This window comes from Aquimarina sp. AU474 (assembly GCF_900312815.1).
Taxonomy (GTDB): Bacteria; Bacteroidota; Bacteroidia; order Flavobacteriales; family Flavobacteriaceae; genus Aquimarina.
In genome coordinates, this window is the sequence record NZ_OMPE01000005.1 from 327464 (window position 1) to 340938 (window position 13475).

10 protein-coding genes and 1 pseudogene are annotated in these 13475 nt (G+C 31.9%); 8 read left to right on the top strand and 3 right to left on the bottom strand.

Going from position 1 to position 13475, the window contains the following annotated elements; all coding sequences use genetic code 11:
• Window positions 1-187: 187 nt before the first annotated feature.
• Complete coding sequence (locus DK508_RS04350; protein WP_235016280.1) at window positions 188-6280, top strand: alpha-2-macroglobulin; 6093 nt, start codon at window positions 188-190, stop codon at window positions 6278-6280.
• A gap of 120 nt (window positions 6281-6400) precedes the next feature.
• The gene (locus DK508_RS04355; RefSeq protein WP_160114560.1) at window positions 6401-7051 is read left to right on the top strand and encodes a DUF2459 domain-containing protein; all 651 of its coding nucleotides are present in this window, start codon (window positions 6401-6403) and stop codon (window positions 7049-7051) included.
• Between the two features lie 3 nt (window positions 7052-7054).
• Here the strand turns inward: DK508_RS04355 and DK508_RS04360 are convergent, their stop codons facing one another.
• Complete coding sequence (locus DK508_RS04360) at window positions 7055-7765, bottom strand: hypothetical protein (protein ID WP_109299513.1); 711 nt, start codon at window positions 7763-7765, stop codon at window positions 7055-7057.
• 143 nt (window positions 7766-7908) lie between these two features.
• Complete coding sequence (locus DK508_RS04365) at window positions 7909-8496, bottom strand: fasciclin domain-containing protein (RefSeq protein WP_109299514.1); 588 nt, start codon at window positions 8494-8496, stop codon at window positions 7909-7911.
• Window positions 8497-8801: 305 nt separating this feature from the next.
• On the opposite strand from DK508_RS04365, the gene DK508_RS04370 reads away from it, so the two are divergent.
• The 6 genes and pseudogenes from DK508_RS04370 to DK508_RS21570 all read left to right on the top strand — a co-directional run bounded on the left by DK508_RS04370 (window position 8802) and on the right by DK508_RS21570 (window position 12448).
• A complete protein-coding gene (locus DK508_RS04370; RefSeq protein WP_160114561.1) occupies window positions 8802-9296 on the top strand; it encodes a nuclear transport factor 2 family protein in 495 nt (164 codons plus the stop codon).
• Between the two features lie 30 nt (window positions 9297-9326).
• The gene (locus DK508_RS04375; RefSeq protein ID WP_109299516.1) at window positions 9327-10373 is read left to right on the top strand and encodes an SMP-30/gluconolactonase/LRE family protein; all 1047 of its coding nucleotides are present in this window, start codon (window positions 9327-9329) and stop codon (window positions 10371-10373) included.
• Between the two features lie 130 nt (window positions 10374-10503).
• Complete coding sequence (locus DK508_RS04380) at window positions 10504-11079, top strand: Crp/Fnr family transcriptional regulator (RefSeq protein ID WP_109299517.1); 576 nt, start codon at window positions 10504-10506, stop codon at window positions 11077-11079.
• 75 nt (window positions 11080-11154) lie between these two features.
• A complete protein-coding gene (locus DK508_RS04385) occupies window positions 11155-11607 on the top strand; it encodes a carboxymuconolactone decarboxylase family protein (RefSeq protein WP_109299518.1) in 453 nt (150 codons plus the stop codon).
• An 11-nt stretch (window positions 11608-11618) separates the two neighbouring features.
• On the top strand, window positions 11619-12035 hold the full coding sequence (locus DK508_RS04390; RefSeq protein ID WP_109299519.1) for a DoxX family protein: 417 nt from the start codon (window positions 11619-11621) through the stop codon (window positions 12033-12035).
• A 150-nt stretch (window positions 12036-12185) separates the two neighbouring features.
• Window positions 12186-12448, top strand: a pseudogene (locus DK508_RS21570) (GNAT family N-acetyltransferase).
• Window positions 12449-12458: 10 nt separating this feature from the next.
• On the opposite strand, the gene obgE reads toward DK508_RS21570, so the two are convergent.
• Entirely contained in the window at window positions 12459-13457 is a 999-nt protein-coding gene (gene obgE, locus DK508_RS04400) for a GTPase ObgE (protein ID WP_109299520.1), read from the bottom strand.
• Window positions 13458-13475 lie beyond the last annotated feature (18 nt).

The window sequence follows — 13475 nt, forward strand, 5'->3', positions numbered from 1 at the left end:
ATCGCTTCTTATCACTTTCTTGGTATTAGATTCGATTAATTATACGTTTTAATTTATAATAACAAAATTGTTAAGACTCGTTTCAAATACGTAGCTTTATGATGTTATTTTCAGACTGAAAATGTTTACTAAATAAATTTTGGTATACGTATTGTTTGAGTTTGTTTAACAACCTAAAATCTTTATGATGAAAAAGTATATCATACTTATTATACTCTGTATATCTAACCTAAACTATATGAATGGTCAAAATGATTATCAGACCGATTGGAAAAAAGTCAAAGCTTTTGAACAAAAGGGGTTACCAAAATCTGCAGTTGAAGTAGTACAAACTATATATGACACTGCAAAAAAAGAAAATAACGACAATCAAGCAATTAAAGCGTTACTTCATAAAGCAAAATATCTACTTACTCTAGAAGAAGATGCTCAACTTAATATTATCAAAGAGTTTAAAAACGAGATTGATCAAGGTAAATTTCCCAAAAGAAATATTTTAGAAAGTATTCTTGCTAATTTGTATTGGCAATATTTTAAAGAAAATAGATGGAAATTCTATAACAGAACTCAAACATCAGAAAAAGTAGATTCCGAGGATTTTAGAACATGGGATCTCGAAACTTTATTTAACGAAATTCATATCTATTACCAGAAATCAATCAAAAACGGGGTTCTCGCTCAGCAAACAGAACTATCCCAATTTAATGAGATTTTACATACCCGTCATGATTCTAAAAAATATCGCCCTACGTTATATGATTTCTTAACACATAACGCCTTAGAGTTTTATAAAACTTCTGAAACAAATATCACAAAACCCTCATATGCTTTTACAATCGACAACCATGATTTTTTAGCAGATCACGATGTGTTTTCTACACTAAAAATTGAACCTAAAGATTCATTATCATTACAAGGTACTGCTCTAAAACTATATCAAAACCTTATAAAATTTCATACGAGAAATAACAATATTGAAGCATTTACCGAAGTAAATATAGAGCGAATCAAATTTGTATATCAAAATGCAGTATTTACCAACAAACAAGATATACTTCTAAAAACGTTACGTCTTGAAAAAAATCAAATTAAAACACAACCATCATCTGCATTGTATGATTTTGAAATAGCAAATTTATATAAAGAACAAGCTTCGTCATATATTCCTCAAGAAAATGAAACTCATAGATGGAAACTTAAAGATGCATTAGACTTATGCAACACCACTGTAGAGAAATTTCCCGATTCACGTGGTGGAGACAACTGCTTATCCTTAAAGAGTCAGATTCATCATCCAGAGTTAAATATTAGTATCGAAAAATATGCTCCTATACAAACTCCGGGACGGTTATTAGTCACCTACAAAAATCTAAATAAACTCTATTTTAAAGCTTTAAAAATTACACCTAAACAATTAAAAACTTTAGATAGATTATATAAACTTGATGAGCAAATTACATTTCTAAATGCTTTACGAGTAAGTAAAACCTGGGAAACAGAAATACAAAACGAAAGTGATTATCAAAAGCACTCAACAGAGGTCTTATTACCCGAGTTAGATCAAGGATATTACTTAGTATTAGCCACTGTAGAACCAGATCTCTCGCAAAAAAACATGTTTTCTTACGGGAAAGTACAGATCAGTGATTTAGCTTTGATCGAAAATAGAACCTCTGAAAAATCTATTTTTCAAGTATTAGATCGTAATAATGGAAGTCCAGTAGAAAATGCTAAAGTAAATTTTAAAACAAGCTCTGATAGACAATATGGCAACAAATTAGACAAAACCTTAATTACAGACAAAAATGGACAAGTTCATTTGGCCTTGAATAAGTATTACTATGATGTTAATATCACTATTACTCATCTAGAAGACAAGGCATATTTCGAGGGGTTTTATTTAAACCAATCCCATTCTCCTAATGCAAATGATGACAACACTCGCTATAACACGTTCATTTTTACAGATCGTAGTATATATAGACCCGGTCAGACGGTTTATTTTAAAGGTATAATGATGTCTTCTAAACTTAAAGAAGATTTTAAAGTACTACCAGAATATTCTGCTTTTGCTACACTTAGAGATGTTAATGGTCAAGAAGTAAAAACTTTAAATTTAAAGACCAATGAATATGGGTCTTTTAAAGGCGAGTTTATACTTCCTTCCTCGGGATTGACTGGCATATATACAATACAAACTAATAATTACCAAAGTACCTCTATATCTGTAGAAGAATACAAACGCCCTAAATTTGAAACCAAGTTTAATCCTGTTACTCAAACATATCGCGTAAATGACACTGTAAAACTTACAGGAGTAGCTACTGCTTATGCAGGTAGCAATATTACAGATGCAAAAGTGGTATATAGAGTACATCGAAAAGTACAATACCCTAGATGGTGCTACTGGTATCCAAGGCACACCTCAGAATCGCAAGAAATTACACATGGTGAGACCAAAACCGATGAGAACGGAGAATATATCATCAATTTTGCTGCTCTTCCTGATCCAACCGTAGCCAAAGAAAATTTACCCATTTTTAATTATGAGATCACCGCAGATGTTATTGATATTAATGGTGAAACAAGAAGCACCCAGACGTTTGTTGCGGTAGGATACCATGCATTAACTGCTACTGTAGGAGTACAAAACAAAATAGATAAAACCGCAAAAGATAACTCATTAACTATAAAAACTTTAAATCTCAATAATGAACCAGTAACATCTCAAGGAACCATACAAATTTTTAAATTAAAAGCTCCTAACAAACCAATACGTATTCGCCCATGGAAGGCTCCCGATTATGAAGGGTTCACCAAAGATAACTTCAATAAACTATTCCCGCATGATGCATTTAAGAATGAACATGATTATCGCACATGGGAAAAAGGGGAATTGGTATTTAACACCACTTATGACACTTCAAAAAAAGATAATACTGGCCATCAAGAAATTAAATTAGGAAGTATAAAAAATTGGGAATCGGGTAAATATGTAATAGAGCTAAACACCAAAGATAGATTCGGACAAAAAGTAAAAGACATACAATATACAACAGCTTATAATCAATCTGACAAGCTAATTAGCGATCAACAATTATTTGAGATCACAGGCAATAAACCTTCTTATAAAATTGGTGATGAAGCGATTATAAAACTAAGTTCAGCCTCAAAAGATATTGTAGTAACCGTAGATATTGAAAAAAATTACAAAATCATTGAAACGAAGTTGATTAAGCTTTCAAATAATAGTAACATTATTAAAATCCCAATAACAAAAGAAGATCTAGGCGGGTTCTCTGTGAGTTATAGTTTTGTAAACTATAATGGCTATCAAAACGGAACCATTTTACTTTCTGTTCCTTATGAACCAACCGAACTTAGTATAGAAACCAACACTTTTAGAGACAAATTACAACCAGGACAACAAGAAAATTGGAGTTTTACTATAAAAGGGCCTAAAGGAGATAAAGTAAGTGCTGAGCTTTTGGCTAGTATGTATGATGCATCACTGGATCAATTTAAGCCTCATCAATGGTATTTCAACCCTATTAACCGACCCATTTATTACTCTCAAAACAGAAGAAAAGCTCCTCAAAGTTTTGGTACTAATGCATTCAAACTTGAAAACAGCCCCGGGTATTCTGGATACTCAAATCAAAGATATGATCAATTAAATTGGTTTGGTTTATATTTTAGACAGCAATACTTTGGTGGCAGAAACCGAATGTATGATGTAATGGAAACGGCAGCCTCACCGATGATGCAAAAATCTATGTCACGAAGTGCGCCCGAAGAAGAAGATGCAGAATTAAGTGAGATAGTTGTAGAAGGAAATGCTGGTTTAAAAAAAGAAGAAAAAGCAAAAGATTTGGATCAAGCCGAATCAAAATCTGATGAAACTAAGAAAGAGACTTCTTTGGATGGGGTGAAAATTAGAAAAAACCTGCAAGAAACTGCATTTTTCTATCCACAGTTAACTACAGATACAAATGGTAATGTTAGCTTTAATTTTACGGCACCAGAAGCATTAACTAGATGGAAACTTCAGTTATTGGCGCATACAAAAGAAATGCAATCTGGTGTGCAAACATTAGAAACAGTTACTCAAAAAGAATTAATGATTCTCCCTAATCCACCTAGGTTTTTAAGAGAGGGTGACAAAATAGTATTAAGCTCTAAAGTATCAAACCTTGCTGATAAAGACCTTAGTGGTATTATCGAATTACAATTATTTGATGCTTTGACCAATACAGTGATTAACACAGATTTAAAAAATACTAATGCACAACAGAATTTTACAGTAAAAACCAAAGGAAACACAAATGTTTCTTGGGAGTTACAAATTCCTGATAATATACAAACGGTATTATATAAAATCATAGCCAAAGCAGGAGATTACTCTGATGGAGAACAAAATGCATTACCAGTATTAAGCAATCGAATGTTAGTAACCGAAACATTACCGATGTGGATCCGATCTAATCAAACCAAAACATTTACACTTGATAAATTAAAAGATCATAATTCTACTACATTAAAGCATCACAAACTAACATTAGAGATGACCTCTAATCCGGCCTGGTATGCTGTACAAGCACTACCTTATCTTATGGAGTATCCTTACGAATGTTCTGAGCAAACATTTTCAAGATATTATGCCAATGCACTAGCAAGTAATATAGCAAATTCTAATCCAAGGATACAAGAAGTATTTAATCAATGGAAATCTACGGATGCATTATTAAGTAACCTCGAAAAAAATCAGGAATTAAAATCGTTAATCATTCAAGAAACACCATGGTTAAGAGATGCACAAAGTGAAACAGAACAAAAGAAACGCATTGCTTTACTTTTTGATCTCAATAAAATGAACAATGAGTTGCAATCCGCTATAAACAAATTGAAAAAAATGCAATCTGGTTCAGGAGGGTTCCCGTGGTTTCATGGTGGTAGAGAAAATCGTTTTATTACTCAACACATTGCGACTGGATTTGGACACCTTAAAAAACTTGGCGTAACTACATTTGATAGCAGTACAACTAATATGCTTCAAAATGCTATTCGTTTTCTTGATCAAGCCTTTTTAAAGGAATATAATGACTTAAAAAGATACTGTGATAAAAACAACATTGATATCAATAAAAACCACCTGAGTTATACACAGATTCATTATATGTATATGCGTAGTTTTTATACTGATATTAAGCGCCCTAAAAAAACAAATGAAGCTTGGAACTATTATTTAGGGCAATCAAAAAAATATTGGCTAAGTCAAAGTTTATATGCCCAAGGTATGCTAGCCCTAATATTAAATCGTAATAATGACAATAGTACTGCCAATAAAATAATCCGATCATTAGATGAAAAAAGTATAACTAGTGAAGAATTAGGGATGTATTGGAAATCAAATAGAGCTAGCTGGTATTGGTACCAAGCACCAATCGAAACTCAATCATTAATGATCGAAGTATTTTCTGAAATTGAACAAGAACCAAAACGAACAGAGATTGTAGATAACCTTAAGGTTTGGTTACTCAAAAACAAACAAACCAATCGTTGGAAAACAACAAAGGCCACCTCTGATGCTATATATGCCTTACTGCTACAAGGTAGTGATTGGCTATCTGTTACAGATATGGTAGATATCGTTTTGGGTGATCAAAAAATTGACCCTAATACTATGGAAGATGTGAAAGTAGAAGCTGGAACAGGATATTTTAAAACCTCATGGATGGGGAATGAAATAAAACCTAATATGGGAACTGCTACAATCTCTAAAAAAGGAAAAGGTATTGCCTGGGGAGCTCTATACTGGCAATATTTCGAGAATTTAGATAAAATAACACCAGCAAAAACTCCTTTATCACTTAAGAAAAAATTGTTTTTGAAAAAAAATACAGATACAGGAGAAGAGATTACCGAGATTACTAACACCACCAATTTACAATTAGGAGATTTGGTACGTGTACGTATAGAGTTACGATCTGATCGTGCTATGGAGTTTGTACATATGAAAGATATGCGGGCTTCAGGACTTGAGCCCATAAATGTAATTTCACAATACAAATGGCAAGATGGATTAGGGTACTATGAAAGTACCAAAGATGCCGCTACAAACTTTTTCTTCGACTATTTACCCAAGGGAGTATTTGTGTTTGAATATGACCTAAGAGTTAATAATAAAGGAGACTTTTCTAACGGGATCACTACAATACAAAGTATGTATGCTCCTGAGTTTTCAAGTCATTCTGAAGGAATACGAGTACTCATCAAATAATAAAAACTAATAGTACCCTGCCTGATATAAAAGATCAGCAGGGTTATTTTCTTAAAAAATCAACAAAAAGATCATTTCTATTTGTTTGCTATTTATAGGCAAATGTTTGTAATTAGCGCCATGAGATTAACAAAGAAAATTTTAAAATCGATTGGGGTCGTCTTAATAATTCCAATTGCGTATCTTATCGTTTCCTTAGGGTTTTCTTATATCACTGTTAATAAAAACGATGATCTTTCTGAGAAAAAACATAGTATTTATATAGCTTCTAATGGGATTCATTTAGAAATCATCATTCCAAAAACTGAGTTGAATTCTTCTATTTTAAAAGGAATAACCTATACTGAACAAGAAAAATTTTTCTCATTTGGATGGGGAGATAAAGCTTTTTATATAAAAACTTCTACTTGGGGAAACTTCACTGTTATAAATAAGTGTAAAGCAGCATTTATAAACACACCTGCGTTATTACATGTCATACGATACCCTAGTATAAAAAACGATTGGGTTGAGATAAAAATGAGTTCGACCCAGATCAAAAAAATGAACTCTTATATTCATGACACATTTCGTCTAGATGCTAATAACCAAAAGATCATTTTGCCAGGATTAGGATATTATAAAAATGATGATTTCTATGAGGCTACTGGTAACTATAATTGTTTTAACACCTGCAATACTTGGGTAAATACCGCTCTAAAACAAAGTAAAGCAAAAGCTTGTTTATGGACTCCTTTTGATTTTAGACTACTATCTTTACATAAAGGTTAGCGATTAATTGTTAAGAGACAAGGCAAGTTCTTCTTTTAAATCTTCTAATTCGGCCCTTGTCGTATGGTACGTCTGTATTTGTCGAGTTAATATAATACCATATCCAATGATCATATTCTCATATCTATGATCCTTTACCATACCCTCATCATCTACAGGGTAAAAATCTCTGTATCTAATTTTTTCGAAAAAATAAGGTCTGGTGATCGTTTTCACATAATCATTTAAAACTTTTTCTTTTTCTTTTAATTCACTTAAGGATTCATATACTGTAATAATTTTTTTTCTGAGTTTATAATTTTTAATCAATTCAAAATCTCCAGATTCTTTTATATTTTCTAAGGTAATAGTAGAAGACTTATAATTAACAGTATTCAATAAACTTGGAGACAACTTTCTAAGTCGCATATCGTTATATGCCTCATTACGCATTATTTCTTGAAGCGTATCGATTTTTGACAGCTGCAACTCTGAATAATTCAACGTATTTATCAAGCTTTCTATATTAGCTTCATTTTCAAGGCTAAAACTTGTTACATAATTTTTTAATAAACTATCTTGTTTTTTCGATTCACTCCAGCTATTTAACCGAAACGCCAGTGTAATTCCAATTATAACTATCAATAAATCAATAATTTTTGATTTCCACTCGATATTAAAACCAAAAGTTAATATAGATCGAATTCCTCTTTTTATAAAACGTATTATTTTCATCCCCTATTTAATCTTCGAAAGGATAAAATTAGGGATTAATATTAAATGCTACCAGATGTATATTGAAAATTAATAAAAACAAAAGAGGAAGCTACAGTAGCTTCCTCTTTGCATTATATGTATTAAAACTATATAATAAACTATTAGTTTTTAGGCATCATTACAGATTCTATAGTATGAATAATACCATTAGTAGCTTCTATATCATTAACCATTAATCTTCCAGCATTTCCCGTTTTATCGATAAGATATATCCTTCCACTTTTCATAGAGGCTATTAACTTGGTGCCTCCCAAAGTTTTTAATTTCACACTTCCACCATTTTCATTAATCGCCGTGATAATATCTTGCTTGTTAATCAATCCTGGAATAATGTGGCAATTTATGATTTTGGTTAATTCTGCTGCATTTTCAGGTTTTTTTAAATCGTCTAACATTTTTGGAGATAATTTATTGATAGCTCCGTTTAAAGGTGCAAATATGGTATAAGGACCTTCTTTTTCGAATTTTGTGGTGAAATCAGTAGTTTGTATCAATTCATTTAATTTCTCAAACCCAATATCCGTAGATATTAACTCAATAATTGTTGGAGTTTTTTCTTCTTTAGATAAAACATCTGCTTGCGCAAGTAATTTATCATTTGTGTTTTCTTTTTTGGTTTCTGCACATGAAATACAAAGTAAAAAACTAAAAATGATTAAAATGTGAACGGGGTTTTTAAAATTCATCATAAAATTTAATTAGTGAAAAATTACACAATAAAATAACAACTGATTTACTACCTCTTGTAGTATAATTTGATGTGTTAAATATATTTCAACAAAAGTTAAGGTTTGTTAATGAACAAGTATTCGTAAGATTCGAATTAGTAAACGTATTAAATTTATACAAATCATTAATTACATAACATCTTCTTGTTATTGGTATATTGATTTTCGAACTAGTATAATAAAAATCATATTCGAGAGAATTTATTTTGTTATATTTAAACGAATTAGAAGATTACATTAAACCAAGCTGTTTATCTATGTGCAAAATGATTTTGATAAAAAAAATCTCAAAATGCTGTCTGCTATTTTTAATAGGTATTCAGTTTATTTTTACCGCATGTACGAACCAAGATAACGCAAAAGAAAATTCTTCTATATATGAAGCAGAGCTTATGGCTCGAATTGATGAATTTAACCAAGCATTTCATACTGGAGATATCCAAAAACTTGAATCAATGTTAACTTCTAATTACAGGCATACGAATAGTAATTCAAAAGCCATCCATAAAAATACCTGGCTCGAATATGCAACAAAGCGTAAAAAGGAAATTGAAGCCGGAACACTTAAAGTACATACCTATGAGATGACTGAAACGGAAGTTCAGTTTTATGACAATACCGCAATAGTAACTGCAAAAATACTTGTGTCATCTACTAAAAACAGAATCCAACAGGATAACGCATTTAGGGTTACCAATATATGGGTAAGAGAAGGAAACTCTTGGAAAAGAGCTGGGTTTCATGACGGAAAAATCAAATAACATTGTAGTACTCATAAAAGCGAACCATATATGCGTCGACTCATCAAAAGAATATCTTTAGCAATTTTAATACTTATTATCAGTTTTGTGCTTTATACACTTATTTCTACAGGCTTTTTTAGAACCGTAGAAAATCACTTTGAAGGAACAGTCGTTAAAGAAATACCTATCCAAGGAGCAGAAGACATCACTATCAGTCACATCGATCAGTTTGCATTGATCTCATCAACTCGTAGAATGGTATATCCTCCCATTAAAGAAGAACAAGGAGGTTTGTATAAAATGGATCTTAACAATGAGGATTTTAGTCTCATACACCTCTCCAAATCTTTTTCTAAGGTATTTGCTCCTCATGGCATATCTATGTATAAGAAAAATGGTCATTATAAAATCATGGCCATTAATCACACTTTAAAAGGGCACTCTATAGAAGCGTTTGATCTAAAAGGTGATAGCCTGTTTCATAAAAAAACTATTACCGACTCTTCATTAATAAGCCCTAATGATATTGTTTTAATTGATGAAAATCGTTTTTACTTTACCAATGACCATGGATATACCGAAGGAATTGGAAAATTCTCTGAAGAATACCTAGGCCTTTCTGTATCTAATGTTATGTATTTTGACGGCACTAAATTTATTGAAGTTGCTAGCGGTATTGCCTATGCTAATGGAATAAATTTTGATCCAAAACGAAATTTACTTTATGTAGCTTCACCTCGTGGTTTTCTAATCAAAGTATATTCCAGAAATACTGATGGTTCTTTAGATTTTATCGAAGACATTCCTTGCGGTACAGGGGTAGATAATATCGAAATTGATAACGAAGGAAATTTATGGGCAGCGGGGCATCCTAATTTACTTAGATTTAAAGCTTATGCAAAAGGAAAAAAAGATGCCGCACCTTCAGAAATTGTAAAAGTTATCTATAATGGTAAAAAGGATTATTTTGTTGAAAAAATCTTCATAGACGATGGAAACAAAATGTCAGGTTCATCAGTAGCCTCACCCTTTAAAAATTTCATTATAACAGGAAATGTAATGGATAAAAAGTTTTTGATCTTAAAAAAAGAGTAATGTCGCTTGTTTCTATGTAAGAAAAGATCGTTGAATTATTCAAAAATCATTTTTATAAAAGCAAAAGAAAGCAATCAAAATAATATAAAAATACTATTTTAATTATGTATTTTGGTTCATAACTCATACTATGATAGACACTCTTAAAAATCATATTCTAAAATTTGTTTCTCCTCCTAAAAGCGAACTTCAAGAATTCTTAAATAAGATGCAGTTAAAAAGATATAACAACAAAGAGTATCTTTTAAAAGAGCAACAATATTGCACGCATCAATATTTTATTTCCAAAGGCTGTTTCAGGTTCTATTTTATAAACCAAAAAGGAATCGAAAAGATCATCAATTTTGGCATCGAAGATTGGTGGATTAGTAATTTTGATAGCTTTATTAATAAAAGCCCATCAGAATACAACATACAGGCCGTTGAAGACGCTGTAGTATTTAAAATCAACAAGCAAGACTTAAGCGCTATACTAGCAAATTCTCTAGAGTTAAATCAATACTTTCGAATGATTCACGAAAGAGTTAGAATCGCTGACCAAAAGAGAATACAATATATGTACAGTCTTTCTGGCGAAGAATTATATACTACTTTCCGAGAATATAACCCTCATTTTGTACAACGTGTACCCCAATACATGCTCGCCTCTTACCTAGGTTTTACACCCGAGTTTTTAAGCAAAATTAGAGCTAACAAAAAGGTTTGATATATTTCTTAATCTAGATTAATTTTTTCATCATTCGATCTCCCGAATTTTGTTTTAAATTTTAAAAGCAAAGACATGAAAACGGAAAGAATCAATATTAATGCAATTAATCCAAATGCCTACAAACCTTTATTCGATCTTCATAATAATATCAAAAACAGCACTTTATCCTCAACAGAGTTTTTATTAATACAAATTCGTGCATCACAAATCAATGGGTGCGCGTATTGCGTACAAATGCATATTAAGGAAGCAATTGAAAAAGGAGAAAAGCAATATCGTATACATGCCTTACCATTTTGGGAAGAATCACCATTTTTTAGTAAAGAAGAAAAGTTAATATTACAAATGACAGAAGAAATTACTCATATTTCTAATCTAGGTTTACAAGAAGAACTTTATCAAAAATCCATTTCTGCTTTTGGCGAACAAAAAGTAGCAGATATCATAATGGCAATAGGTAGTATTAATATCTGGAATAGAATAGGGCGTGCAACATTATTAACTCCTACTCCATCACAAAGTTAAACGCATAGACTATGAAAATCATATATATTAAATTGTTTCTTAGAATAAGTATCTCTTTAGGTTTCTTATCGGCTGTAGCAGATAGATTTGGATTTTGGCCAGAAGAGAGCTCTGCTTGGGGTAATTGGGGTAGTTTTTTAGAATACACCCAACTACTTAATCCTATTGTTCCAAAAAGTCTTATTAACCCCATAGGTATAACTGTTACCATAACAGAAATAATTTTTGCTATCCTTTTATGTATTGGTTTTAAAACTTCTTTGGTTGCAAAATTTAGCGGTTTTTTGCTTTTAATTTTTGGATTAGCAATGTCTTTTTCAATAGGAATTAAAGCTCCCCTAGATTACTCGGTTTTCATAGCTTCGGCAGGAGCATTTGGATTAAGTACTATTAAAGAAAAATATCTAGAAATAGATCAACTAATTTAACGATCAAATCATAAAAATAAGTCATACACCCTCTTGGGTTTAACCTTATCTTATATCTTTATTTGGATCCAAAATTTTAAATTTGAAAATATTCTAATTAATATTCTTATGGCAAAGAAGGATTGGTCACTATTACCATTAACCAATAATATGGATCACTCAAAAAAGAGGTTTGAATTTCATGTAGAAAATGCAATAGCATTTATCGAATATATTTTGGCAAAAGAAAACTCAATCTACTTAACGCATACCGAAGTTCCAAAATCATTAGAAAGAAAAGGGTTAGGAAGCGCTATTATTAAAAAACTTTAGATTATATTCGAGAAAAACAATATCTCCTGGTTCCTCTTTGCCCTTTTGTTGCTGCCTACCTTAAAAGACATCCACTCGAAAGAAAAGGAATTTTAAAATGATTTAAAAAACTTATGCATTTAGCATTTGCCAAAGTTTATCCTTTAACTCTTGAAGCCCTTGTTGCGCTACCGAGGAAATAAATAAATACGAAACGTTCAATTGTTCATCTAATTCAACTTGTAGCTCTTGTTTTAATTCATCATCTAGCATATCACTTTTAGAAATGGCAATCAGTCGTTCTTTATCTAGTAAATCTGGGTTATAACGACGTAACTCATCTAATAAGATTTCATATTGTTCGGCAATATCGGGTGCATCTGCAGGAACTAAAAATAAAAGTGTCGAATTACGTTCTATATGACGTAAAAAACGATGCCCTATACCTTTGCCCTCTGCTGCTCCTTCAATAATACCTGGTATATCGGCCATCACAAACGTTTGAAAATCCCGATACTCTACAATCCCCAAATTTGGTTTTAATGTAGTAAACTCGTAATCTGCAATCTTTGGTTTTGCCGATGTAATCACCGACAATAAAGTAGATTTTCCGGCATTAGGAAATCCTACCAATCCAACATCGGCCAAAATTTTAAGTTCTAGAGTAATATCATGCTCTTGCCCTTCAACTCCTGGTTGAGCATAGCGAGGAGTTTGATTTGTTGGGCTTTTAAAATGCCAATTACCTCTACCTCCCATTCCACCTTCGGCGGCAATATACTCTTGTCCGGTTTCGGTAATTTCAAAAATGATATTTTGTGATTCTGTATCACGTATTACAGTTCCCAAGGGTACATCTACGTATATATCCGTTCCATCTGCACCTGTGCTCCTACTCTTACTACCATGTCCACCATGCTCAGCTCTTAAGTGCCTTTTAAACTTAAGATGGTGAAGTGTCCACATATTAGAGTTTCCACGCAAAATAATATGACCTCCTCTACCGCCATCTCCTCCATCAGGTCCTCCTTTGGTTATATACTTCTCTCGATGTAAGTGTACAGATCCTTTCCCTCCATTTCCGGAGGTTACGTGCAACTTTACATAATCTACAAAATTCCCTTCTGTCATAACTCTTCAATCATTCTT

Bases quoted from the DNA above. Each gene is read 5' to 3' on its own strand.
- DK508_RS04350 (WP_235016280.1), top strand. From the start codon at position 188: ATGAAAAAGTATATCATACTTATTATACTCTGTATATCTAACCTAAAC.
- DK508_RS04355 (WP_160114560.1), top strand. From the start codon at position 6,401: ATGAGATTAACAAAGAAAATTTTAAAATCGATTGGGGTCGTCTTAATA.
- DK508_RS04360 (WP_109299513.1), bottom strand. From the start codon at position 7,765: ATGAAAATAATACGTTTTATAAAAAGAGGAATTCGATCTATATTAACT.
- DK508_RS04365 (WP_109299514.1), bottom strand. From the start codon at position 8,496: ATGATGAATTTTAAAAACCCCGTTCACATTTTAATCATTTTTAGTTTT.
- DK508_RS04370 (WP_160114561.1), top strand. From the start codon at position 8,802: ATGATTTTGATAAAAAAAATCTCAAAATGCTGTCTGCTATTTTTAATA.
- DK508_RS04375 (WP_109299516.1), top strand. From the start codon at position 9,327: ATGCGTCGACTCATCAAAAGAATATCTTTAGCAATTTTAATACTTATT.
- DK508_RS04380 (WP_109299517.1), top strand. From the start codon at position 10,504: ATGATAGACACTCTTAAAAATCATATTCTAAAATTTGTTTCTCCTCCT.
- DK508_RS04385 (WP_109299518.1), top strand. From the start codon at position 11,155: ATGAAAACGGAAAGAATCAATATTAATGCAATTAATCCAAATGCCTAC.
- DK508_RS04390 (WP_109299519.1), top strand. From the start codon at position 11,619: ATGAAAATCATATATATTAAATTGTTTCTTAGAATAAGTATCTCTTTA.
- obgE (WP_109299520.1), bottom strand. From the start codon at position 13,457: ATGACAGAAGGGAATTTTGTAGATTATGTAAAGTTGCACGTAACCTCC.